At 71.1% G+C, this 23562-nt stretch carries 20 protein-coding genes; 15 read left to right on the top strand and 5 right to left on the bottom strand.

The genetic code is table 11. The features are described from left to right. Window positions 1-41: 41 nt before the first annotated feature. Entirely contained in the window at window positions 42-2564 is a 2523-nt protein-coding gene (gene leuS / locus EGM46_RS07670; RefSeq protein ID WP_125099572.1) for a leucine--tRNA ligase, read from the top strand. 82 nt (window positions 2565-2646) lie between these two features. On the opposite strand, the gene EGM46_RS07665 is transcribed toward leuS, so the two are convergent. The 4 genes from EGM46_RS07665 to EGM46_RS07650 all read right to left on the bottom strand — a co-directional run bounded on the left by EGM46_RS07665 (window position 2647) and on the right by EGM46_RS07650 (window position 6897). Further along, window positions 2647-3714 carry an ABC transporter substrate-binding protein gene (locus EGM46_RS07665; protein WP_125099571.1) on the bottom strand — a complete coding sequence of 356 codons (1068 nt, stop codon included), beginning with the start codon at window positions 3712-3714 and terminating at the stop codon, window positions 2647-2649. Between the two features lie 163 nt (window positions 3715-3877). Beyond that, the gene (locus EGM46_RS07660; RefSeq protein WP_125099570.1) at window positions 3878-4915 is read right to left on the bottom strand and encodes a FecCD family ABC transporter permease; all 1038 of its coding nucleotides are present in this window, start codon (window positions 4913-4915) and stop codon (window positions 3878-3880) included. Then, window positions 4912-6021: an iron chelate uptake ABC transporter family permease subunit gene (locus EGM46_RS07655; RefSeq protein ID WP_125099569.1), complete on the bottom strand. Its 1110-nt coding sequence runs from the start codon at window positions 6019-6021 to the stop codon at window positions 4912-4914. The genes EGM46_RS07660 and EGM46_RS07655 overlap by 4 nt, the downstream gene beginning before the upstream one ends. Window positions 6022-6090: 69 nt before the next feature. After that, window positions 6091-6897: a helix-turn-helix transcriptional regulator gene (locus EGM46_RS07650; RefSeq protein ID WP_125099568.1), complete on the bottom strand. Its 807-nt coding sequence runs from the start codon at window positions 6895-6897 to the stop codon at window positions 6091-6093. 190 nt (window positions 6898-7087) lie between these two features. Here EGM46_RS07650 and EGM46_RS07645 point away from each other — a divergent pair, with 190 nt between their 5' ends. The 3 genes from EGM46_RS07645 to holA all read left to right on the top strand — a co-directional run bounded on the left by EGM46_RS07645 (window position 7088) and on the right by holA (window position 11657). Beyond that, complete coding sequence (locus tag EGM46_RS07645; RefSeq protein WP_125099567.1) at window positions 7088-8089, top strand: ComEA family DNA-binding protein; 1002 nt, start codon at window positions 7088-7090, stop codon at window positions 8087-8089. Next, window positions 8086-10578 carry a ComEC/Rec2 family competence protein gene (locus tag EGM46_RS07640; protein ID WP_241156235.1) on the top strand — a complete coding sequence of 831 codons (2493 nt, stop codon included), beginning with the start codon at window positions 8086-8088 and terminating at the stop codon, window positions 10576-10578. The genes EGM46_RS07645 and EGM46_RS07640 overlap by 4 nt, the downstream gene beginning before the upstream one ends. 65 nt (window positions 10579-10643) lie before the next feature. Beyond that, complete coding sequence (gene holA / locus EGM46_RS07635; RefSeq protein WP_125099566.1) at window positions 10644-11657, top strand: DNA polymerase III subunit delta; 1014 nt, start codon at window positions 10644-10646, stop codon at window positions 11655-11657. 126 nt (window positions 11658-11783) lie between these two features. Here the strand turns inward: holA and rpsT are convergent, their stop codons facing one another. Then, on the bottom strand, window positions 11784-12044 hold the full coding sequence (gene rpsT, locus EGM46_RS07630; RefSeq protein ID WP_125099565.1) for a 30S ribosomal protein S20: 261 nt from the start codon (window positions 12042-12044) through the stop codon (window positions 11784-11786). Between the two features lie 239 nt (window positions 12045-12283). Between rpsT and lepA the strand changes: the two genes are divergently transcribed. The 11 genes from lepA (at window position 12284) to era (ending at window position 23555) form a co-directional block, all read left to right on the top strand. After that, window positions 12284-14137: a translation elongation factor 4 gene (gene lepA, locus EGM46_RS07625; protein ID WP_125099564.1), complete on the top strand. Its 1854-nt coding sequence runs from the start codon at window positions 12284-12286 to the stop codon at window positions 14135-14137. Beyond that, entirely contained in the window at window positions 14134-15123 is a 990-nt protein-coding gene (locus EGM46_RS07620; protein WP_241156234.1) for a DUF1990 family protein, read from the top strand. The genes lepA and EGM46_RS07620 overlap by 4 nt, the downstream gene beginning before the upstream one ends. A 21-nt stretch (window positions 15124-15144) precedes the next feature. Beyond that, window positions 15145-16371, top strand: a complete 1227-nt coding sequence (gene hemW / locus EGM46_RS07615; RefSeq protein WP_125099563.1) for a radical SAM family heme chaperone HemW — start codon at window positions 15145-15147, stop codon at window positions 16369-16371. 133 nt (window positions 16372-16504) lie between these two features. Further along, entirely contained in the window at window positions 16505-17542 is a 1038-nt protein-coding gene (gene hrcA / locus EGM46_RS07610) for a heat-inducible transcriptional repressor HrcA (RefSeq protein WP_125099562.1), read from the top strand. 53 nt (window positions 17543-17595) lie between these two features. Continuing rightward, window positions 17596-18696 carry a molecular chaperone DnaJ gene (dnaJ, locus tag EGM46_RS07605; RefSeq protein ID WP_125099561.1) on the top strand — a complete coding sequence of 367 codons (1101 nt, stop codon included), beginning with the start codon at window positions 17596-17598 and terminating at the stop codon, window positions 18694-18696. 3 nt (window positions 18697-18699) lie between these two features. Further along, window positions 18700-19458 carry a 16S rRNA (uracil(1498)-N(3))-methyltransferase gene (locus tag EGM46_RS07600; protein ID WP_125099560.1) on the top strand — a complete coding sequence of 253 codons (759 nt, stop codon included), beginning with the start codon at window positions 18700-18702 and terminating at the stop codon, window positions 19456-19458. A 22-nt stretch (window positions 19459-19480) separates the two neighbouring features. After that, window positions 19481-19831 (top strand): HIT domain-containing protein, encoded by a 351-nt coding sequence (locus EGM46_RS07595; protein WP_125099559.1) that lies wholly within the window; start codon window positions 19481-19483, stop codon window positions 19829-19831. A 49-nt stretch (window positions 19832-19880) separates the two neighbouring features. Further along, window positions 19881-20876: a PhoH family protein gene (locus EGM46_RS07590; RefSeq protein ID WP_125099597.1), complete on the top strand. Its 996-nt coding sequence runs from the start codon at window positions 19881-19883 to the stop codon at window positions 20874-20876. Further along, window positions 20873-21334 (top strand): rRNA maturation RNase YbeY, encoded by a 462-nt coding sequence (gene ybeY, locus EGM46_RS07585; protein ID WP_125099558.1) that lies wholly within the window; start codon window positions 20873-20875, stop codon window positions 21332-21334. Before EGM46_RS07590 ends, ybeY begins: the two co-directional genes overlap by 4 nt. Next, entirely contained in the window at window positions 21331-22623 is a 1293-nt protein-coding gene (locus EGM46_RS07580; protein ID WP_125099557.1) for a hemolysin family protein, read from the top strand. The genes ybeY and EGM46_RS07580 overlap by 4 nt, the downstream gene beginning before the upstream one ends. Beyond that, window positions 22620-23555, top strand: a complete 936-nt coding sequence (era, locus tag EGM46_RS07575) for a GTPase Era (protein WP_125099556.1) — start codon at window positions 22620-22622, stop codon at window positions 23553-23555. Before EGM46_RS07580 ends, era begins: the two co-directional genes overlap by 4 nt. Window positions 23556-23562 lie beyond the last annotated feature (7 nt).

Genomic DNA, 23562 nt, shown 5'->3' with positions numbered 1-23562 from the left:
CGCGCCGACGTGCGACGAGCCGAACCAAGATCGAGGTGTGTGTGACCGAGCAGCAGGGCCGTGATGCCGAGGGCTACGACTTTCAGGCGATTCAGGATCGCTGGCTTCCCGTCTGGGACGAGCTGAAACCGTTCGAGGTGGGCTCGGGGGACGCCGAGCGCCCCAAGAAGTACGTGCTCGACATGTTCCCGTACCCCTCGGGTGATCTGCACATGGGGCACGCCGAGGCGTTCTGCTTCGGTGACGTGCTCGCGCGCTTCTGGCGCGGCCAGGGCTACGAGGTGCTGCACCCGATCGGCTGGGACTCGTTCGGCCTGCCCGCGGAGAACGCGGCGATCAAGCGCGGCGTTGATCCCCGCGAGTGGACCTACGCGAACATCGCGCAGCAGAAGGCGAGCTTCCGCCTGTACGCGCCGTCGTTCGACTGGAGCCGGGTGCTGCACACGAGCGACCCGCAGTACTACCGCTGGAACCAGTGGCTGTTCCTCAAGATGTACGAGAAGGGCCTCGCGTACCGGAAGGCGAGCTGGGTCAATTGGGATCCGGTAGACCAGACGGTGCTCGCGAACGAGCAGGTGCTCGCGGACGGCACGTCGGAGCGCTCCGGCGCGATCGTGGTGAAGAAGAAGCTCACCCAGTGGTACTTCCGCATCACCGATTACGCGGATCGCCTGCTCGACGATCTCGACCAGCTCGAGGGCAAGTGGCCGACCAAGGTGCTGAACATGCAGCGCAACTGGATCGGGCGCTCGCGCGGTGCCGAGGTGGAGTTCGAGATCGAGGGCCGCGCGGAGAAGGTGCCCGTCTTCACGACGCGTCCCGACACGCTGCACGGCGCGACCTTCATGGTGGTCGCCCCGGACGCGGACCTGGCCGCCGAACTCGTCGCCGAGGCCGACGCCGAGGTGCGCATGCAGTTCCAGGCATATCTTGAGCAGACCCAGAAGCAGACCGAGATCGAGCGCCAGAGCACGGAGCGCGAGAAGACCGGTGTGTTCCTCGGCCGATACGCGGTCAACCCGGTGAACGGCGAGCGCATTCCCGTCTGGGCATCCGACTACGTGCTCGCCGACTACGGCCACGGCGCGATCATGGCGGTGCCAGCGCACGATCAGCGCGACCTCGACTTCGCGCGCAAGTTCGACCTCGCCGTGCGTGTGGTCGTCGACGTGCGCGACGCCGACGGTGCGCCGCTGCCCGACCCCGCCGAGTCCGGCGTCGCCACCGCGGGCGAGGGCGTGCTCGTCAACTCCGCCGAGCTCGATGGACTCGGCAAGACCGAGGCGATCGCGAAGGCCATCGAGGTGCTGGAGGCGCGCGGCACCGGCCGCGCCGCGACGACGTACCGCCTGCGCGACTGGCTGATCTCGCGCCAGCGCTACTGGGGCACCCCGATCCCGATCCTGCACGGCGCCGACGGCGAGATGCGCCCGGTCGCGCAGGATCAGCTGCCCGTCGAGCTCCCCGCTTCCGAGGGCCTCGACCTGAAGCCGAAGGGCTCCTCGCCGCTCGGCGCGGCGACCGAGTGGGCCACCGTGGTGGACCCGGAGACCGGCGAGAGCTGGACCCGGGATCCCGACACGATGGACACGTTCGTCGACAGCTCGTGGTACTTCCTCCGCTTCCTGTCGGCAAACGATGACACGCAGGCGTTCGATCCCGAGCTTGCGCGCACCTGGGGCCCGATCGATCAGTACGCTGGCGGCGTCGAGCACGCGATCCTGCACCTGCTCTACTCGCGCTTCATCACGAAGGTGCTGCACGACCTCGGCTACCTGGACTTCGAGGAGCCCTTCACCTCGCTCCTCAACCAGGGCATGGTGCTGCAGGACGGCGCGAAGATGTCGAAGTCGAAGGGCAACCTCGTGGAGTTCGCGAGCGAGCTGCAGGCGCACGGCGCCGACGCGCTGCGCGTCACGCTCGCGTTCGCCGGCCCGCCGGAGGACGACATCGACTGGGCCGATGTGTCGGTGCAGGGCTCCGCGAAGTTCCTCGCGCGCGCCTGGCGCATCGCCGACGACGTTGAGCGCTCGGGTGCGCCCGTCGGCGCCGACTTCGCCGCGGGCGACGCGGGCCTCCGCCGCGCGACGCACCACCTGCTGGCCGACGCGCCCACCCTCATCGAGGGGTACAAGTTCAACGTCGTGGTCGCACGCCTCATGGAGCAGGTCAACGTGACGCGCAAGGCGATCGACTCGGGCGCCGGCGTCTCGGATCCGGCGGTGCGCGAGTCGGCGCAGGTGATTGCGCAGATCCTCTCGCTGTTCGCACCGTTCGCCGCTGAGGACATGTGGGCGAAGCTCGGGCACGAGGCGACGGTCGCGCTCGCGACCTGGCCGAAGGCCGATCCCGCGCTGCTGGTGGAGAACGAGGTGACCATGGTGGTGCAGGTCGACGGCAAGGTGCGCGATCGCCTCACGCTGCCGGCGACGGTCACCGAGGCCGAGGCCGAGGCCGCCGCCCGAGCATCGGCGAGCGTGCAGCGCGCGATCGGCGACCGCACCGTGGTGCACACGGTGGTGCGCGTCCCGAAGATCGTGAGCATCGCGACGAAGCCGGCGTAGGCCGCCGCCTCATACGCGAAGACCCCCGGGAGGAATCCCGGGGGTCTTCGCGTATTGGGGTCTGCGCGTGTTAGGGCGTGCGTTACTCGTTCGGGAACGCCTCGATCGCGTCGGCGACGCCGTTCACGAAGCTCGTGTACGTGAGCGCGAAGCCGAAGCGCTCGGCCAGGTTCCCCTCGATCCAGTTGCCGCTCTCAACAGCGGGGACGCGCTTGAGCAGCGGGTCGAGGGAAGCGTCGCGCTCTGCCTTGAAGACGATCGCGAGATCGGCGTCACCGAGCGCGCTCACCGCGTTCTCGTAGCTGAGGGTGCGTCCCTCGCCCGAGGCGTGGAGCGGCGCGGAGTCGATCTGCTCGTTCTCCAGGATGCGGAAACCGAGCGCCGGCAGCACCACCTGGTAGATCGAGTCGTCGGAGATCACCGTGAAGTTGTCGACGGGCGCGTGGATCACGGTTGCGGTCTTCCCCGCAGCGTAGTCGCCGATGCGCTCGCGGGCCGAGTCGACGGCCGCCTCGTAGTCCGCGATCGCGGCCTCGGCCTGGTCGGCGCGGCCCAGCTGCGCAAGCTGTTCGGTCATCGCGACGAACGGCTCGTCGATGGAGGCGCCGGCAACGTCAATGCCGTCGTTCACCGCGAGCACCGGAGCGATCTCGCCGAGCTTGAAGTCCTCGCCCTCGTAGTAGTCCCACCAGCCGGTGCCGACCACGATGAGGTCGGGCTTGTAGGCTGCGATCTCCTCCCGGTTCAGGTCGAACGCAGAGTTCTTGAGGTGCGCGGTGTCGGCGTCGACGAGCGGGGAGAGCGGGCTGTCGGTGCCGTACGCGGTCGCCACGATCGGGTACTCCGCGAGCAGCGCAAGCTCGAGCCCCGCGCGGCTATCGAGCACCACCACCCGCTCGGGATCGGCGGGAAGCGTCGCCTCATAGCCCTCGTAGGAGAACTCGATCGTGCCGTTCTGCCCGGCTGCTGACGAGTCGCCCCCGGCGGTCTCGCCCGCTGCGGTCTCGGCCGCTGGCGTATCGGCCGCTGGTGCCCCGGCGCAGCCGGCGAGGAGGCTGAGGGCGGCGAGGGTGGCGGCGCCCGCAGTGGCGAGGCGGCGCGCGCCGCGGCGCGCGGGTGCGTGAGTGAGTCGGTCGGAGAGGGAGAGCATTCGGGTCCTCGCGTTCTGGTGCGCCGGTGCGGCGCACGGGGTGCTGATGTGCCGGCGGAATCCGCCGCCTGATTCCACGCTAGGAGCGGTGTCGTGCGCCTGGCGGACGATGGAGTTCGCGTTTGGGACGCGCCGGAGCCCGAGATGCGCCGGCGCCTGAACCCTAGAAACGCCGGCGCGCCTCGCGCACGAGCAGCCACAGGAGGTACGCGCCGCCGAACACCACGGTGACGGTGCCCACCGGCAGCATCGCCGGGAATGCGGTGAGCGCCGCGAAGTCGGACGCCGCGAGGAGCGCGGCGCCCATGAGCGCGGAGACGGGGATCGATACGCCGGGGCTGCGTGCGACGCGGCGCGCGAGCTGCGGCGCCGCGAGCGCGACGAACGCGATCGGCCCGGCCGCCGCCGTGACGACCGCGATGAGGGCAACGGAGACGAGCATGAGGAGCAGGCGCGTGCGGGTGACGTGCACGCCGAGCGCCTGCGCCGCGTCGTCGCCGAGCTCCAGCTGGCGCAGCGGCCGGGCGAGCAGCAGCGCGATCCCGAGCAGCACGAGGATGAGCACGCTCCCGGCGCCGGCCTGCTGCCACGTCGTGCCGTTGAGGGAGCCAGCGCCCCAGACGGCGGCGACGATCGCGGTCTCGAGGTCGGCGGTGAGCGTCAGCCAGGTGTTCAGCGAGCTGAGCATCGCTGAGACGGCGATGCCGACCACGATGAGGCGGAAGCCCTGCATCCCGCCGCGGAAGGCGAGCAGCGACACGAGCGCGGCGGCCGCGAGGCCCCCGACGAGCGCGCCAGCCGCGACCGCGAGGTAGCCGCCGCCGAGCACGATGATAACGATGAGTGCGCCCGTGTACGCGCCGGCGGAGAAGCCGAGGATGTCGGGGCTCGCGAGCGGGTTGCGGGTGAGCGACTGGAACACCGCGCCGCTGGCACCGAGCGCGGCGCCACAGACAAGGGCCGCGAGCACGCGGGGGAGCCGCCACTCGAGCACCACGGTGCGAGTGAAGTCCTCCCCGGCCCCGGTGAGCGCGCCCCACACCTCCGCGAGCGAGAGCGGCAGCTCGCCAACGGCGAGGCCGAGCACCGCGAGGCACACGCAGACCGCGAGCAACGCGGCGCCGACGGCGACCGCTCGTGCGTCGACCCGGAACGCCACGCGACGGCCCGCCACACGCCAGTAGGTGCGCCCCGCGCTCACAGCCCGCTCGCTCGCTTGCGGCGGATCAGAACGATCAGCACCGGCGCACCGAAGAACGCGGTGACGATGCCGACCGGGATCTCGGCCGGGCGCATGATGAGCCGCCCGGCGATGTCGGAGACGAGGAGCAGGATCGGCGCGAGCACGACGGTGTACGCCATGATCCAGCGCTGGTCCGGGCCCACGATCCAGCGTGCGACGTGCGGCACCATGAGCCCGACGAAGCCGATCGGCCCTGCGATCGCGGTGGCGCCGCCCGCGAGGAGCGTCACGGCGATCACGACGAGCACTCGTGTGCGCAGCACTCGCGCGCCGAGCGCCGCAGCGAGCTCCTCGCCGAGCGCGATCGCGTTGAGCTGGCGGGTCGCGCCGAGCGCGACAGCGATCCCGATCGCGAGGAAGGGGACGATGGGCCAGATCTGTGTCAGCTCGCGGCCGAGCACCGATCCGGCGCCCCAGTTGCGCATCGCGTCGAACGCCTGCGGGTCGAGCAGCATCATGACGCTCGTGAGGCCGCTGAGCACCGCGCCGAGTGCGACGCCGGCGAGCACCAGGCGCAGCGGATCCGCGCCGCCGCGTCCCACCGCACCGATCGCGGAGACGGCGAGCGTGACGAGCAGTGCGCCGCCGAATGCGAACCACATGGTGGCGGAGAGCGTGCGCGCGCCGAACCCCCCGATGCCGATGGCCACGGCGAATGCTGCGCCGGCGTTCACCCCCAGGATCCCGGGGTCCGCGAGCGGGTTGCGGGTGAGCGCCTGAATGAGCGCGCCCGCGACGCCGAGCGCGGCCCCAACCAGGATCGCGACAACGGTGCGCGGCAGGCGCAGCTCGCGGATCACGTGGTGGGCCTCGAGGTCGGCCGGAGCGGTGAGCGCCTCCCAGACGGTTGCGACCCCGATCCCGCGCGCACCGATCAGGATGCTGAGGAGCGCGGCGGCGAGCAGCACGGCGACCGCGAGGCCGAGCCCGGCGGAGCGCGTCGCGGCCCCGCCGGGGATCCCGCGCAGGTGGGGCCTGCTGGCCGCCGCGGAGGCTGGGGGAGCAGGGGCCGCGGCTGGGGGAGCTGGGGCTGGTGCAGGTGCGTGAGCGGCGGAAGGGGGCACGATCTCGACGCTACCGACGGCCGGGTGCCGCCCGCGGACAGACGGTGTCGTGTTCAGGACAGCGCGGGATCAAGCGCGTCCGGCGTACTCGCCAGGCGTGGTGCCGACGGTCCGTCGAAACGCGGTGACGAACGCGCTCGGCGTGCGGTAGCCCACCTCGCGCGCGACGGCCTTCACGCTCATGCCGCGCGCGAGGTGTCCGAGCGCCGCGCGCATGCGAACGAGCCGCCGCCACTGCGCGAAGCTGAGCGCCACCTCGGCGGCGAACACGCGGGTGAGCGTGCGGGTGGTCATGTTGAGCAGCGATGCCCACTGGTCGAGCGTGCGGTCGTCTGCCGGATCGTGCAGGATCATCTCGACGAGCATGGCGAGGCGGGGATCGTTCGGGATCGGGACGTCGAGTTCGACGGCGTCCGTCGCCTCCAGCAGGTCGACGCAGACCCGCTGGGCGCGCACGCGCTGCTCCACGCTCATGTGCGCGTGCTTGAGGTGGATGAGGAGCTCGCGGACCGCTGGCGCGAGGCGCACCGCCTGCGGGCGCTGCCACGCCGGGCCCCAACCGGCGGTCGCGAAGTACGTTGCGCGCACCGCCGTGCGATCACGCGTCTGCCCCTCGTGCTCGATGCCAGCGGGGATCCAGAGCCCGATGCCCGGGGTCACGGTCCAGTGGCTCCCGGCGACGAACATGGTCGCGACGCCGCGCTCGGTCCAGAGGAGTTCGTGTTCGGGGTGGTGGTGCGGCGGCCAGCTCAGGGGGCGGTCGGGCTCGTGCACGCTCGTCGTGAGGAGGAACGGGTGGACGACGCTGTGCTCCGGCCCGTGGCTGGGCGGGAGGACGGGCGTGTCGAGCGTCGGGTGTGGGGCGAGGGAGAGCATGGCGACCTTTACGATGGCTGGGTGAGTCTTACCTTACTTTAGTCTGATGTTTCGGAGTGTTGGGGGTTCCGGCTTGCGGACAGGGGCGAGGGGTGCTCACAGCTGCGCGCCACGTGGGTGCTCTCCACAGATTTGCGTGCCCGCTCGAATCCGGGATCACGGCCCGCGTGGGAGCGCCTATCGTTGGCGCATGTCGCACCGCATCGTAGACCCGGCCTCCGAACTGGACGCCGACCCTGGCTCCGACCGGGGCACTGGCCGGGACGCCGACAGAGCCGACGAGCCGTGGCGCGGAGCGGCGCCCCGAACCGAGCGTCCGGTGGTCTGGCCACCGGAGCGCGTGCTCACGCGGCTACGCGCGGTGTCCGAGCCGGTCTCCCCGCTGGCTGCCGAGCTGGCTGCCGAGCCGAATGGCGACCCCGTGCCGTGGCGGCTCGCGCAAGCGGGTGATGAGGCGCGCCCCACGCTGCGTTGGGATCCCGAGCTGCCCCTCGGCGCACGCCTGCTCCGCGCGCTGCGCGCCCCTCTGTGGGCCGGCGTCGCGGTGTTCCTGGCGGCCGTGCTGATCGCGATCGGGATCGCCGCCGTGCAGTTGAGTGGCGGCGAGGTGTCGGCTGGGGCTGGTGCGGTGTCGGTTGGCGACGGCGCGGACTCGGCTGGCGACGGTGCTGCGGTCGAGGGCGGCGGTGAGTTCGACGCGGATGCGGGGGCTGGCGAGGAGACCGGGTCCGGGACGCTCTGGGTGCATGTGGTTGGCGAGGTGCAGCGGCCCGGCCTCGTCGAGCTGCGTGCGGAGTCCCGGGTCGCGGATGGCATCGCCGCCGCGGGTGGGGCCACCGACGCCGCGGCTCTCGCCGGAGTCAATCTCGCCCGCCGCCTCGAGGACGGCGAGCAGCTCCGGGTGCCCACCGCGGACGAGGCGGCGGAGGCTGAGGCCGGTGGCGACTCCGTCGGCGCGGGTGGAGCGGGCCAGGGGAGCGGTGCCCCGTCGGGCGCTGGGGCTGCCGTGCGGCTCAGCACGGCGGATGCTGCCGCGCTCGAAACCCTGCCTCGCATCGGACCGGGCCTCGCCGCACGCATCCTCGAGTGGCGAGCAGCGAACGGCGACTTCTCGAGCATCGAGCAACTCGCCGAGGTTCCCGGGATCGGCGAGAAGACGCTCGCAGGGCTGCGCGATCATGTGGTGCCATGAGACCCGGGGAATGGCGAGTGCTCGGACCTGCGCTCCTCGCCTGGCTCGGCTGCGCGGTGGCGCTCTCGACCCCGGGAGTCGGAGTCTGGCTCGGCTGGGGAGGTGCCGCGCTCGGCGGGCTCGTGCTCGGGCTCGCGGTGGTCGCCCGGGCGCGGGGCGGGCGGCACAGCGAGGGGGCCGCGACGCGCGGGGACCCTGGCGCGCGGCCCCGGGGGCTGGAGACAGGGCCCCGCATGCCCGTCTGGCGCAGCCTCGCCGCGCCGGCGCTCATCGCCTCCGCGTGCCTGCTCCTCCTCGGTGGGCGCATCACAGCGGGAGAGACGGCGCGTGCTGAGGTGCTCGCCGTCGATCACGCCGCGCAGCTGCACGTGCAGCTCACCAGCTTCGTGGGCACCGGCGCGAGCGGCCAGCGGTGGGCCGCAGCGGAGATCGCCACGCGCGCGGGTGCTGCGCCCCTGCTGCTCTGGTGCGGTGAGCCTGCGGCGCCCTGTGGCGGGCCAGCGTGGGCGCCGGGAGCGCGCTTTCAGATCAGCGGGACGCTTGTTCCGCTCGCGCCGGAGGCCTCCGCGGCAGCCGGTATCCGCGTGGCGGCCGCTAAACCGCTGCGACCTGCGCCCAGCCCAGAGCTGCGTGCCGCAGCGCTTCGCGAGCGCCTGCGGGAAGAGGCGGCCGCGATCCCGGCGGCAGCGCTCGTCCCCGGGCTCGCCGTCGGGGACACTGAGCTGATGCCGGACACCCTGGCCGGCCAGATGCGGGTGAGCGGGCTCACCCACCTCGTCGCCGTTTCAGGTGCGAACTGCGCGCTCGTAACCGGAGCGATCGGCTGGGCGGCGGCCTGGCTCCGCGCCGGTCGCCGAACGCGTATCGTCGTCCAGGCGGCGGCGCTCGCCGGGTTCGTCACGGTGGTGGGGCCGGAACCGAGCGTCTATCGAGCCGCGGTCATGGCGGCGGTGATCCTGCTGTCACGCTTCGGCGGCCGCCGATCGGTCGCGCTCCCGGCACTCGGCGTTGCGATCCTGCTGCTCCTCATCCGGGACCCGTGGCAGGCCGTGCACCCCGGGTTCGTGCTCTCCGTCGTGGCAACGCTCGCAATCCTGATCGCCGCGGCACCAGTGGCCGGCCAACTCCGGCGCCGGCTGCGAGTCCCCGCGTGGCTTGCGCTGCCGGTCAGCATCGCGTTGGTTGCCCAGCTCGCGTGCGCGCCGTTTCTCGTGCTCCTGCAGCCCGGACTGTCGACCGTCAGCGTGCTCGCGAACGTGCTCGCGGCGCCGGCGGCGCCGCTCGGTACGGGGCTTGGCCTGCTCGCGCTCACCCTCCTCCCGCTCTGCGCCTCGGCCGGGCGATTCGTGCTGCGCGTGGCCGCTCTCCCGGCGAGCTGGCTCAGCGCGACCGCGGAGGTGACGGCTGGGCTCCCGTTCGCGCAGCTGCCGTGGCCGGAGGGTTGGCCAGGCGCGGCGCTCCTCGCCGCGTGCGAGGTGGTACTCGGGCTCGGTGTTTGGGCGGGGGTGCGCTCGGCGGTGCGACAACCGCGCCGGCGAGCGCCGTGGCTGGTCGCACGACCGCCGAGCCCGTGCGCGCGGCGCGGCGCGGCTGCCCTGCTCGGGCTCGGCATCAGCGCGCTCCTCGGACCGACGCTGCTCGCACCAGCCGTGACCCGATTCGGCGTGCCGCAGGACTGGAGCGTGGTCGCCTGCGATGTCGGTCAGGGAGACGCCATCCTGCTGCGCAACCCCGGCACCCCGCGCGAGGTGATGCTGGTGGACACCGGGGAGGACGGGGCTGCGCTTCGCACCTGCCTTGATCGCTTCGGTGTCCGCTCGATCAGGTGGTTGGTGCTGAGTCACGATCACCAGGATCACACCGGTGCGCTCAGCGAACTGGGTGGGCGCGTGCAGCGCGCCCTCATCGCGCCGAGCAACCGGGTGGACGGTGCGGATCGTGCGCTCCTCAGGGAGCTCGCAGCGGAACGGATTCCCGCCACGGTCGTGCAGCGCGGCGACGCCGGCGGGGCCGCCCTGCCGTGGCAGGTGCTCGGGCCGCCCCGGGATCGGGTGCCGCCCGACGCGAACGGCGCGAGTGTCGTGCTGCGGGTGCAGGCCGGAGCGCTCAGCGTGCTGCTGCCCGGAGACACTGGGCACGAATCTCAGCGCGAGTTTCTCGAGCAAGGGACGCGCCAGCCAGTTCGTGGCGCGAGCTGTGACGGGCTGATCGCGGGAGCCGCGCGCGTCGACGTGCTGAAGGTGGCGCACCACGGCTCACGGGACCAGCACCCGTGCATGGCGGCGGCGGTCGGCGCGCGGGTGGCGCTCGTCTCCGCCGGGGTCGGCAATCGGTACGGGCACCCGGCAAACGACACCCTGGCTCAGCTCGCCGCCGCTGGCACCGCGGTTTCCCGCACCGACACGCACGGTACGCTCGCGCTCAGCGGGACACCGGGGCGCATCCGCGTTTGGGCCGAGTTCCCCGACGGCAAGTCCGAGCGGCGTTGAGTGGGTGTGCGCCGAGCTGGCCGGTGCGGGGCACGAGTGTCGGTGGGCCCGGATAGGCTTATCGGGTGGCAGCAGCACGAACTACCTCAGCGAAGGCCCCGCAGCTCGACTGGTCGGAGGCGCGCCCGGCGCCGCTCGTTCTGATCAGCGGCCCCGAGGCGTTTCTCGCTGATCGCGCGGGTCAGGCCATCCGTGCGCAGTTGCGCGACGCGCACCCCGAGCTGGAGGTGCACGACATCGATGCGGCGAGCTACGCGTCGGGGGAGCTCTTCACCGTGGCCAGCCCGTCGCTGTTCGCCGAACCGCGACTCATCCGGGTCGACTCCGTGGAGAAGTGCTCCGACGCGTTCATTGCGGACGCGAAGCGGTACGCCGCCGAGCCGGCGGACGACACCGTCGTGGTGCTGCGGCACTCCGGCGGCCAGCGCGGCAAGGCTCTCCTCGACCTGTTGCGCAAGGGGACCGGGGGTGCCGTCGAGATCGCCTGCCCCGAGGTGAAGAAGGACGCCGACCGGCTTGCGTTCGTGCAGGCGGAGTTCCGTCGGCTCGGCGCCCAGGCGACGCCCGGCGCATCGCGCATGCTCGCGGCTGCCTACTCCGGCGGGATCGGCGAGCTCGCCGGGGCCTGCGCGCAGCTCGTTTCCGACGTGGGTGCCCGCATCGGCGAGGACGAGGTGAACCGTGCGACCGAGGGGCGGGTCGAAACCAACGCCTTCCGCGTCGCCGACGCGGCGACCGCTGGCCGCGGCGCGGACGCTCTGGTGCTGCTGCGGCAGGCACTCTCCACGGGCACCGATCCCATCCCGCTGCTCGCCGCCCTCAACATGAAGGTGCGCGCGCTGGCGCGAGTCTACGGCGCCTCAGGCGGCAGCGGTCAGCTCGCGAAGGAGCTCGGGATGGCGCCCTGGCAGGTGGAGCGCGCCCAGCGCGAGGTCCGAGGCTGGCGCGAGGCCGATCTCGCCCGCTGCATCGACCAGGCCGCGGAGACCGAGTGGCTCCTCAAAGGGGGCACCCGCGACCCCGAGTACGCGCTCGAGAAGTTCGTGCTGCTCGTCGCGCGCCGCGGCCGCGCCCGCTGAGCCGCGCCGGGCGATCGGCCACGCGTCGCGTCCGCCCCGTGCACGCGCACGCGCACGCTGGCACGCAAAAAGGGCCCCGCCGAAGCGGAGCCCCTCGCGACCCGTGCGGGTCAGAAAGCCGAAAGCCTAGAGCGCAGCAACCTTGGACGCGAGCGCCGACTTGCGGTTCGCGGCCTGGTTCTTGTGGATGACGCCCTTCGACACAGCCTTGTCGAGCTTGCGGCTCGCGGCCTGCAGCTTCTCCTCGGCGAGAGCCTTGTCGCCAGCGGCGATGGCGGTGCGGGTCGCACGCACGGCGGTGCGGAGCTCGCTCTTGTACGCCTTGTTGCGCTCGGTCGCCTTCAGGTTGGTCTTGATGCGCTTGATCTGCGACTTGATGTTTGCCACGTTGTGGTGTGTCCTTATCCGGTACGGGTGAAACAGATGGATCCGCGCGGCGAGAGAGGGCACCTTGCGGGTTGTGTGGTGTGAGCCACACGCAAGCCAAGAATCAACTCTAGCAGACGCGGGCCGTCGCCGGAACGCCGCAGTGCCGGGTGTGTCACCACGCCGCCCAACCGGGCCTCCGGGGAGACACGAGCGCCGGATAGCCACTCGGCGCCCTCGCCGTGCGATAATGGCTCACAATGTCTCCACGCAGCGTCAACCCCCCAGTCCCGGCGTCGACCGACCCCGCGCGCATCCGCAACTTCTGCATCATCGCGCACATCGATCACGGCAAGTCGACGCTTGCCGACCGCATGCTGCAGGTCACGGGCACCGTCCCTGACCGGGAGATGCGGGCCCAGTACCTCGATCGAATGGACATCGAGCGTGAGCGTGGCATCACCATCAAGTCGCAGGCGGTGCGCATGCACTGGGACGCCGACGGCGGCTCATACGCCCTCAACATGATCGATACGCCGGGACACGTCGACTTCAGCTACGAGGTCTCTCGGTCGCTCGCCGCGTGCGAGGGCGCGATCCTACTCGTCGACGCGGCGCAGGGCATCGAGGCGCAGACGCTGGCAAACCTGTACCTCGCGATGGAGAACGATCTCGAGATCATCCCGGTGCTCAACAAGATCGATCTGCCGGCGGCTGACCCGGAGCGCGTGTCGCGCGAGATCGCAGATCTGATCGGCGGCGACCCCGAGGACATCCTGAAGGTGTCGGGCAAGACCGGCGCCGGGGTCGAGGAACTGCTGGATCGCGTGGTTGAGCGCATCCCCGCGCCCGTTGGTGACGCCGACGCTCCGGCGCGCGCGATGATCTTCGACTCCGTGTACGACTCCTACCGCGGCGTGGTGACCTACGTGCGCATGGTCGACGGCAAGCTCAGCCCGCGCGAGAAGATCCAGATGATGTCGAACGGCTCCGACCTTGAGGCGCTCGAGATCGGCGTCTCGTCTCCCGAGCCGACGCCGACCAAGGGGCTCGCGGTCGGCGAGGTGGGCTACCTCATCACCGGCGTGAAGGACGTGCGCCAGTCGAAGGTGGGCGACACGGTCACCACGAAGCGGAATCCCGCGACCGAGGCGCTGCCCGGTTATACGGACCCGAAGCCCATGGTGTTCTCGGGCCTCTACCCCCTCGACGGCAGCGACTACCCGATCCTGCGCGAGGCGCTCGACAAGCTGAAGCTCGAGGACGCGGCGCTGCAGTTCGAGCCGGAGACCTCGGTGGCGCTCGGCTTCGGGTTCCGGTGCGGCTTCCTCGGCCTGCTGCACCTCGAGATCATTTCGGAGCGCCTGCGGCGCGAATTCGATCTGGATCTCATCGCGACCGCGCCGAGCGTGGTCTACCAGGTGGTCACCGACGACGGCAAGGAAGTGACCGTCACGAACCCGTCGGAGTACCCCGACGGCAAGATCTCGAGCGTGCGCGAGCCCGTGGTGAAGACCGCGATCCTCGCCCCGAAGGACTACGTCGGCGCGATCATGGAGCTCTGCCAGAGTCGTCGCGGCAGCCTGCTCGGCATGGAGTACCTCGGTGAGCGCGTCGAGCTGCGCTACAGCATCCCCCTCGGCGAGATCGTGTTCGACTTCTTCGACCACCTGAAGAGCCGCACGCAGGGCTACGCGAGCCTCGACTACGAGCCCATGGGTGATCAGGAAGCCGATCTCGTGAAGGTCGACATCCTCCTGCAGGGCGACAAGGTCGACGCGTTCAGCGCGATCGTCCACCGAGACAACGCCTACCACTACGGCACGATGATGGCGGAGCGGCTGCGGAAGCTGATCCCGCGCCAGCAGTTCGAGGTGCCGATTCAGGCGGCCATCGGCGCGCGCGTGATCGCCCGTGAGACGATTCGTGCGATCCGCAAGGACGTGCTCGCCAAGTGCTACGGCGGCGACATCAGCCGCAAGCGCAAGCTGCTCGAGAAGCAGAAGGAAGGCAAGAAGCGCATGAAGATGGTGGGTCGCGTTGAGGTCCCGCAGGAGGCCTTCATTGCCGCGCTGTCCGGCGACGTGGAGGGCAAGGAGCAGGCGAAGCGATGAGCGCTGGGAACGGCTCCCGGCGCGCAAGCCACGTCGACATGCCCGTCGCCTACGCGGCGGTCGGTGCGTCACGCGCCCCCGATCTGCTGAGGTTTCCGCCGGACGGCAGCACGCCATACCAGGAGGAGTTGCGGCTCGGCAGCGGGCAGGAGCGCTTCCTGCTCGCGTCCAGCTTGCTGATGACGTGGGGCGCGCAGCGCGGTTCTGGCGCGACCGTGCACGAGAACGAGCGCGGCACGGGCTCCGCCTATCAGGGCCCGCAGTTTGATCGCGACGGCGTGCCGCAGGCCGTCACCGAAACCGAGGAGCACTTCGGCCCGAACGGCGAGCCCTTCGTCGTGGCCGGCACGCGCGCGACGCTGATCGTGCCGGGCAACGAGGATCGCGAGGTGCTCGTGATCTACACGATCACCGAGGCGCGCGTGATCGGCTTCGCGTGGGGCACGAGCGACGAGCGCGGCGCTGTTGGGGAGCAGCTGTTCACGGTCGAGCTGCGCGACGACGACACGGTGTGGGCGGTGGCCCGTGGCTTCCTCGCGGCGCCGAAGGGCGGGCTGTTCGGGCTCCGAGCGCGAGCTGAGGTGCGCGGCGCGGTCGCCGCGGTGCGCGCGCAGCTCGCCGCGCTCCTGCCCGGTGCGCAGGCGACGGCGACGCTCGGAGCGGATGACGCGGACGCAGCAGGCGAGGTCTCAGTAAGCGAGGCCCCAGCAGCGGCCGAAGCCGACGCAGCGGCCGAGCCCGCGAGCACGCCCGTGCCCGCCTGGGAGGAAGCCCCGGTCACCGCAGTGATCGAGCTTCCCGAGGAGAGCGAGCCCGAGCAGGAGCCGGCCCCGGACGCCGAGCCCGAGCCAGCCCAGGATTCTGAGCAGGCCCATGACGCCGAGCCCGGCCAGGCCGCAGACCCCGATCCCGCGCCCCCCGCCGATCCCGCACCGGCCACGGCCAACACGCACCAGCGGCGGCCGAGCTCGTCGCGGTCGGCGTGATCCAGAGCGGCGGGACAGCCAGTGCCTAGCGTCCTTCCCGACGGGGATCCGGCGCCCGAGGACGGCCTGCTCCCCGCGAGCGTGGTCGTCGGTGCCGCGGAGCGCCGCTTCGGCGTGTACGTCCACGTGCCGTACTGCCGGGTGCGCTGCGGCTACTGCGACTTCAACACGTACACCGCGAGCGAGCTCGGCGGCACCCGGCGCGACGAGTATGCCGAGCAGGTGCAGTGGGAGCTCGGCTTCGGCGCGCGCGTCTTGCGCGAGTCCGGGCTGCCGGAGCGCCAGGTGTCGACCGTCTTCTTCGGTGGCGGTACGCCGACGCTCCTGCCAGCATCGGATCTGACGGCGATGCTCGGCACGATCCGAGCGGAGTGGGGGATCGCACCCGGCGCCGAGGTGACCACGGAGGCGAACCCCGACTCGGTGGATCTCGCCTACCTGCGCGAGCTCGCCGCGGCCGGGTTCACCCGCGTGAGCGTCGGTATGCAGTCGGCGGTGCCGCACGTGCTGCGCACCCTCGATCGCACGCACACGCCCGAGCGCGTGCCGCAGGTGGTGGCGTGGGCGAAGGAGGCCGGCCTGCAGGTGAGCGTCGACCTCATTTACGGCACGCCGGGGGAGTCGCTCGCGGACTGGGAGCGCTCGCTCGATGCCGCGCTCGCCTGCGAGCCGGATCACGTCTCGGCGTATGCCCTGATCGTCGAAGCCGGGACGAAGCTTGCCGCGCAGATCAAGCGCGGCGAGGTGGCCGAGCCCGACGAGGACCTGCACGCGGAGATGTACGAGCTCGCTGAGGCGCGCTTCGCCGCAGCCGGCCTCAGCTGGTACGAGATCAGCAACTGGTCGCGCTCCGAGGACACCCGGTCGCGGCACAATCTCTCGTACTGGACCGGCGAGGACTGGTGGGCGGCGGGTCCCGGCGCGCACAGCCACGTCGGCGGCGTGCGGTGGTGGAACGTCAAGCACCCTGGCGCATACGCGAGCCGGGTGCACGCCGAGGTGTCGCCGGCGCATGCCCGCGAGACGCTCACGCCCGAGGCGCGGCGGGAGGAGCGTGTGCTGCTCGAGACCCGGATCGCCGCGGGCCTCGCCACCGACACGCTGACGGCTGAGGAGCGGCGCGCGGTGCCGCTGCTCATCGCCGATGGCCTGATCGACGGACGCGCCGCCATCGGCGGCAGGGTCGTGCCGACGCTCCGTGGGCGGCTCCTCGCCGACACCGTGGTGCACCGCCTCCTCGGGGGCTAACGGTTCGGCGCGGCGCGCGGCGACGCGCTGGTTCGCTGTGAGCGAGGCTGGCCGCGCTCTAACCTCGCTGCGCTAGACTTGGCACTCAGGGTTTGGGAGTGCCAACCCGAGCGGATGCGGTGAGGAGTGGGTGGTGGTTTCTGAGCGCAGCCTGGCCGTGCTTCACGCCATTGTGAGCGACTACGTCTCGTCGAACGAGCCGGTGGGGTCGAAGGCGATCGTGGATCGGCACCAGTTCGGCGTGTCCGCCGCGACGATTCGCAACGACATGGCGCTGCTCGAGGACGACGAGCTGATCGCGCAGCCGCACACCTCATCGGGCCGAGTGCCCACCGACAAGGGCTACCGCCTCTACGTCGACACGCTCGCGAAAGTGCGCCCGCTGACCGCGGCGCAGCGCACCGCGATCGAGCGCTTCCTCGGGGAGTCGAGTGATCTGCACGACGTCATGGCGCGTACGGTGCGGCTGCTCGCGCAGCTCACCAACCAGGTCGCCGTCGCGCAGTACCCCTCGCTCCGCCGCACGGTGGTGCGTCACATCGACCTCGTGGCGATCGCCGAGGACCGCGTACTCTGCGTGCTGATTCTCGGCAGCGGGGTCGTCGAGCAGCAGATCGCCTGGCTGCCCGCCGCGCAGGTCACCGAGGCCTGGGTGCACGGTCTCCGCGGCCGCATCGCGACCGCCGCGGTCGGCAGCGATGTCGCCGCGGCTGCCGCAGCGATCTCCGGCCTAGCTGAGCGGGTGGACGACTGGTCGACCCCGGCGGAGGCCGAGCTCGTGCGACGCGTGCTCGAGGTCGTCGAGACCCAGCTGCGCGCGAACCGCACCGAGCGGATCGCCGTCGCCGGGGCCGCGAACCTGTCGCGGCCGGGGGAGTTCGAGGGTTCGCTCCCCGTGGTGCTCGAGGCGATCGAGGAGCAGGTGACGCTGCTCAGGCTCTTCGACGAGCTCGTGCAGGACGGCCGGGAGGTCGCAGCATCGATCGGCCGGGAGAACCGGGCGTACGGGCTCTCCGCGGCGTCGGTCATCGCCTCGAACTACGAGGAGGAGGGCGCTTCGGTCTCGAAGATCGGCGTGCTCGGTCCACTCCGCATGGACTACGCGGGCAACATTTCCGCGGTGCGCGCGGTCGCGCGCTACCTGACACGATTTTTGGGGGAGGAGCGGTAGTCTGTTCGGCTTCCGCCCGCTCATAAACGCAACACACTTGAGGAGTATCACCCGTGGCTGACCACTACGAGACGCTGGGCGTATCACGCGAGGCGACGCCGGAAGAGATCAAGAAGGCGTATCGCCGGCTCGCGCGCGAGCTGCACCCGGATGTGAACCCGAGCGATGACGCCGCTGAGCGGTTCAAGGGCGTCACCCACGCCTACGACGTGCTGAGCGATCCCGAGCAGCGTCAGCGCTACGACATGGGCGGCGGCCAGGCCGGCGCGAACGGCTTCGGCGACATCTTCGAGACCTTCTTCGGCGGGGGCTTCGGCGGCGGCGGACAGCGTGGGCCGCGATCCCGCGCCGAGCGCGGCGACGACGCGATGATCCGCGTCGATGTCTCGCTAGAGGACGTGATCTTCGGCGTGCAGCGCGAGGTCACGATCAACACCGCGGTGCTCTGCTCGGTGTGTCAGGGCAGCTGCACGCAGCCGGGCACCCACCCCGTGACCTGCGACGTGTGCGGCGGTCAGGGCCAGGTGCAGCGCCAGGTGCGCTCGCTGTTCGGCAACGTGATGACGATGCACCCGTGCGGCAGCTGCCAGGGCTACGGCACCGTGATTGAGCACCCGTGCGTCGAGTGCGCGGGGAAGGGGCGCGTGCGCGAGCGCCGCACCCTGAACGTCGACGTGCCCTCCGGCATCGACACGGGCACGCGGCTGCAGATGCGCGGCGGCGGCGAGGTCGGCCCGGGCGGCGGCCCGAACGGCGACCTGTTCATCGAGTTCCGCGTGATGCACCACGACATCTTCAGCCGCGACGGCAACGATCTGCTCTGCACCATGCAGGTCTCCATGGCCGACGCGATCCTCGGCGCCGAGGCGTCGCTTGAGGGGCTCGACGGCACCGTCGAGACCGAGGTGACCGCCGGCATCCAGTCCGGCGACGTGATCACGGTGCGCGGGCGCGGGATCCAGGGGCTGCGCAGCACCACGCGCGGCGACCTGAAGATCGCGGTGCAGGTCCAGACGCCGCAGAAGCTGTCCGGGCGAGAGAAGGATCTGGTGCGCCAGTTCGCCGCACTCCGCAAGGAGGAGCCGCCGCACCTTGGCGAGTTCCATCAGGGGTTCTTCGGGAAGATTCGAGACCGCTTCTTCCGGCAGGGCTAGCGCGTGGCGAACCTCTACCTCGCCGAGGAGCTCCCGGCCACCGCGTTCGCGCCCGGGGCCACCGTCGAGATCGGCGGCGATGAGGCGCACCACGCCGTGCGCGTGAGCCGGCTCCGTGCTGGCGAGCGCATCCTCGTCGGCAACGGGGCAGGCGCGCTCGCCGAGGGCGAAGCGATCCTGGTCGAGAAGCAGCGGTTCGTCGTGCGGATCGAGTCGGTCACGGAGCAGGCGCCGCCCGCGCCGCGCCTGACCCTCGTGCAGGCGCTCGCGAAGGGCGACCGGGCGGAGCGTGCCGTCGAGCAGGCCACCGAGTTCGGGGTCGACGCGATCACCCCGTGGGGTGCCGAGCGCTCGGTCTCGCGGTGGTCGGGTGCGGAGAAAGCGGAGCGCGGTGCGGCGAAGTGGCGGCGCATCGCCCGCGAGGCCGCGAAGCAGTCGCTGCGCCCCTGGCTCCCCGAGGTGAACGAGCCGATCGGGATCGCGGAGCTCGCCGCAGCGGCCGCGCGCGCGGACACCGCGGTACTGCTGCTCCACCCGCGCGGGGAGCTGGCGCTCAGCGCGTGGGCGCCAGACGCCGACATCGCCGCGCTCGCAGAGATCCGGATCGTGATCGGGCCGGAGGGCGGGTTCAGCGACGCCGAACTCGACACGCTCGAGGGGGCCGGGGCGACGATCCTCGTGCTTGGCGAGACGGTGCTGCGCACGTCGAGCGCTGGGCCCGCAGCGCTTGCGGTGCTGAACGCCGCGCTGGGTCGCTGGTGAGTGCTGGCGTAGAATGAAGCGCATGGCAGCAGACACGGTATTCGGCAAGATCGTCTCCGGTGAGATCCCCGCTGAGATCCTCGCGGAGACCGAGCGAGTGATCGCGTTCCCGGACATGCACCCGCAGGCGCCGGTGCATATCCTGGTCGTCCCCAAGACCACGGCCTACGATAACGTGGTTGAGCTCGCGGCAGCCGAGCCCGAGACGCTCGCGGAAATGGTCGCCGTCGCGAAGCAGCTCGCCTCAGAGCACGCGAACGGCGAGTTCCGCCTGGTATTCAACAGTGGGGCTTCCGCCGGGCAGACGGTGTTCCACGTGCACGCGCACGTGCTCGCCGGCGGCATGGAGGAGGGGTCACTCGGTGCCGGCTGAATCACCTGATTCGGCGTCACCACAGGCCCAGCTCCAGCGCACGCTGCTCATGCGCGGCGTCGACCTCGCGTCCTTCCTCGGACACCGCGATCAGCTGATTCGCGACCTGGAGGCCCAGCACCCCACGGTGACGTTCCACTCGCGCGACGAGGTACTGACGCTGCGCGGTCCGGCCCCCGAGGTGCGCGCGGCCGAGGCCGTGGTCCGTGAGGTCCTCGAGATCGCCCGCCGCAGCGGCCCCGTGTCGCGCAACGATGTGAGAGAGGTCACGCGAATGGTCCAGGAGGGCAGCGGCGCAACGGCGGCGCAGGTGCTCAGCGAGCCCATCCTGTCCGTGCGTGGCAACTCGATCCGCCCGCAGACGCGCGGCCAGCGCGCCTACGTCGACGCGATCGACGCGAACACCATCGTGTTCGGGATCGGGCCGGCGGGCACCGGCAAGACGTACCTCGCGATGGCGAAGGCCGTGCAGGCGCTGCAGCGGCGCGAGGTGGCGAAGATCATCCTCACGCGGCCGGCGGTCGAGGCCGGCGAGCGGCTCGGCTACCTCCCCGGCAGCCTCGAGGACAAGATCGACCCGTACCTTCGCCCGCTGTTCGACGCGATCGGCTCGATGATGGACGCCGAACTCGTGCCGAAACTCCTCGCGAGCGGCACGATCGAGGTGGCGCCGCTCGCCTACATGCGCGGGCGCACGCTCAACGAGGCGTTCGTGATCCTCGACGAGGCGCAGAACACCACGCCGGAGCAGATGAAGATGTTCCTCACGCGGCTCGGCTACGGCTCGAAGATGGTCGTCACGGGCGACATCACCCAGGTCGACCTGCCGGCGAAGGCGAGCGGACTGCGCGTGGTCAACTCGATCCTGCGCGGCGTCGACGACATCCACTTCGCCGAGCTCGGCGCCGACGACATCGTGCGCCACAGCCTGGTCGGCCGCATCGTCGACGCGTACACCGCGTTCGATGAGCGTCGGGCAGCGGAGCGCACGGCCGCAGCGCGGCCCACCACAGCACACGAGAATGCCGAGGAGGCAGAGGCATGAGTGTCGAGATCAACAACGAGTCGGGCGTGCAGGTCGAGGAAGCACGGATGCAGCGGCTCGCGGCGTTCGTGCTCGAGTCGATGCACGTGCACCCGGACACCGAGCTCGGGGTGGTGCTGGTCGACGAGGCGTCGATCGAGCAGCTGCACGTGCAGTGGATGGACGAGCCAGGGCCAACCGACGTGCTGAGCTTCCCGATGGACGAGCTGCGGCCAGGCCGCGTTGACGCGCAGACGCCAGCCGGCCTGCTCGGCGACATCGTGATCTGCCCGCAGGTTGCCGAGGCGCAGGCCGAGGCCGCTGGGCACGACCTCGCGCAGGAGATCTCGGTGCTCCTCACGCACGGCATGCTCCACCTGCTCGGCTTCGATCACGCGACGCCGGACGAGGAAGCTGAGATGTTCGGGCTGCAGCGCGACCTGCTGCTGTCCTTCGCCATGCGCGAGCGTTCTCGATGAGCCCAGCGCTCGTCGCACTGCTGCTCGGGGCCGCGGCGATCCTGCTCGCGAGCGGCGGCCTGCTCGCCGCGGCCGACGCGGCGCTCGGGGTGCGCTCGCGCGCCGAGCTGCTCGCGCTCGCGGAGGCCTCACCGCGCACCGGCGCCGCGATCCAGGCGATCGCCGAGGACGAGGGCCGCCACGCGAACTCGCTGAGCTTCGCGCGCGTGTTCGCGGAGACGCTCTCCGCGGTGCTCATCACGCTCGTGCTCGCGTACTCGCTCGATGAGCTGTGGCTCGAGCTCGTGCTCGCCACGCTCGTCATGACGGCGCTCACGTTCGTGCTGGTCGGGTCGAGCCCCCGCACGGTCGGCACGCACCACCCCGATCAGGTGATCCGCTTCGCGGCCCCGACGATCCGAGGGATCACGGTGATTCTCGGCCCCATCGCGGTCGGCCTGAAGCGCTTCGGCGACCGGGTGACGCCTGGTCGGGGCGCCGGCAGCTCGCGGATCCGCGACGAGCAGCAGCTGCTCTCGATGGTGGATCAGGCCGCCGAGCAGGAGCTCCTCGAAGCCGACGATCGGGAGTACATCCACTCGATCATGGAGTTCGGCGACACGCTCGTGCGCGAGGTGATGGTGCCGCGCATCGACATGGTGACGCTCGAGAGCACCGCGACGGTGAGCGAGGCGCTCGACACCGTGATCGCCTCGCGGCACTCCCGCGTCCCCGTGATCTCCGGCGACGTCGATGACGTGGTCGGCATCGCCTACCTGCGCGACCTCAGCGGCTTCCACCTGCGCCGCACCGAGGAGGCGCTCGCCTCGCCGGTCACCCGTGTGATGAAGCCGGCGGTCTTCGTGCCGGAGACGCAGCGCGCCGACAAACTGCTCCGCCAGATGCAGCAGGAGGCGAACCACCTCGCGCTCGTCGTCGACGAGTACGGCGGCATCTCGGGCCTCGTCACGCTCGAGGACCTCATCGAGGAGCTGCTCGGCGAGATCAGCGACGAGTACGACCGCGACGTGCCCGAGGCCGCCAAGCAGGCGGACGGCTCCTTCCTCGTGAGCGCCAGGCTCCCGGTCGACGACCTGGGCGAGCTCTTCGGCATCGAGCTCGACGACGATGAGGTCGACACCGTCGGCGGCCTGTTCGCGAAGACGCTCGGCCGGCTGCCCGAGGAGGGGGACACCGTGTCGATTGCGGGCATCGGTCTCACCGCCGCAGCACTTGAACGTCGACGGCAGCGCCTGCTGGCCGTTGAAGCCCGCTGGCTGGGCGAACCCGATTCGGAGGACGAAGTATGACCGATCAGCACGCCACCGCCGCGGATGGCGCCGAGCACCGGGCAGGCTTCGTCTCGTTTGTCGGGCGCCCGAACGTCGGCAAGTCGACGCTCACGAACGCGCTCGTCGGCGAGAAGATTGCGATCACGAGCCCGAAGCCGCAGACCACGCGGCGCGCCATCCGCGGCATCGCGCACCGCGCCGACGGGCAGCTGATCATCGTGGACACGCCGGGCATCCACCGGCCACGGACGCTGCTCGGTGAGCGCCTGAACGCGCTCGTCGAGGCCACCCTCGGCGACGTCGATGTCATCGGTTTCTGCGTCCCAGCCACCGAGAAGCTGGGCCCGGGGGACCGCTTCATCAACGAGCGGCTCGACGACTTCCCCCGCGCCAAGAAGGTGGCAATCCTCACGAAGGTCGATGAGGCGTCGCAGACCGAGATCATCGACCAGCTCACGCGGCTCGGCGAGCTGCGCGAGTGGGACGCCGTGGTGCCGATCTCCGCGATCACGCGTGAGCAGCTCGACGTGCTCTCCGACGTGCTGCTCGGGCTGATGCCGCTCTCGCCCCCGCTCTACGACGCCGCTGAGACGACCGAGGAGACCGAGGACGACCGGATCGCCGAGCTCATCCGCGAGGCAGCGCTCGAGGGGGTCCGCGATGAGCTGCCGCACTCGCTCGCCGCGACCGTCGACGACCGTGTGGAACGTGAGCCGTCCGAGGACGGCGCGCCCGGGCTGCTCGAGATCTACGCCTCGCTCTACGTCGAGCGCGACAGCCAGAAGGGCATCGTCATCGGCAAGGGTGGATCCCGGCTGCGCCATGTCGGCGAGACGGCGCGGCGCGAGATCGAGGCGCTCCTCGGGCGCAAGGTCTACCTCTCGCTGCGCGTGAAGGTGCTGAAGGAGTGGCAGCGGGATCCGAAGGCGCTCGGTAGGCTCGGGTTCTAGCGCCCCC

This window comes from Leucobacter chromiireducens, from assembly GCF_003917135.1.
GTDB lineage: Bacteria > Actinomycetota > Actinomycetes > Actinomycetales > Microbacteriaceae > Leucobacter > Leucobacter chromiireducens_A.
Note: the sequence above shows the minus strand (reverse complement) of the source record. Positions and strands in the feature narration are given on the sequence as shown.

Coding starts and splice junctions, on each gene's coding strand:
- lepA (WP_125099564.1), top strand. CDS start 12,284: ATGTCTCCACGCAGCGTCAACCCCCCAGTCCCGGCGTCGACCGACCCC.
- EGM46_RS07640 (WP_241156235.1), top strand. CDS start 8,086: ATGAGACCCGGGGAATGGCGAGTGCTCGGACCTGCGCTCCTCGCCTGG.
- EGM46_RS07650 (WP_125099568.1), bottom strand. CDS start 6,897: ATGCTCTCCCTCGCCCCACACCCGACGCTCGACACGCCCGTCCTCCCG.
- EGM46_RS07645 (WP_125099567.1), top strand. CDS start 7,088: ATGTCGCACCGCATCGTAGACCCGGCCTCCGAACTGGACGCCGACCCT.
- EGM46_RS07580 (WP_125099557.1), top strand. CDS start 21,331: ATGAGCCCAGCGCTCGTCGCACTGCTGCTCGGGGCCGCGGCGATCCTG.
- era (WP_125099556.1), top strand. CDS start 22,620: ATGACCGATCAGCACGCCACCGCCGCGGATGGCGCCGAGCACCGGGCA.
- EGM46_RS07620 (WP_241156234.1), top strand. CDS start 14,134: ATGAGCGCTGGGAACGGCTCCCGGCGCGCAAGCCACGTCGACATGCCC.
- EGM46_RS07595 (WP_125099559.1), top strand. CDS start 19,481: ATGGCAGCAGACACGGTATTCGGCAAGATCGTCTCCGGTGAGATCCCC.
- EGM46_RS07590 (WP_125099597.1), top strand. CDS start 19,881: ATGCGCGGCGTCGACCTCGCGTCCTTCCTCGGACACCGCGATCAGCTG.
- EGM46_RS07665 (WP_125099571.1), bottom strand. CDS start 3,714: ATGCTCTCCCTCTCCGACCGACTCACTCACGCACCCGCGCGCCGCGGC.
- ybeY (WP_125099558.1), top strand. CDS start 20,873: ATGAGTGTCGAGATCAACAACGAGTCGGGCGTGCAGGTCGAGGAAGCA.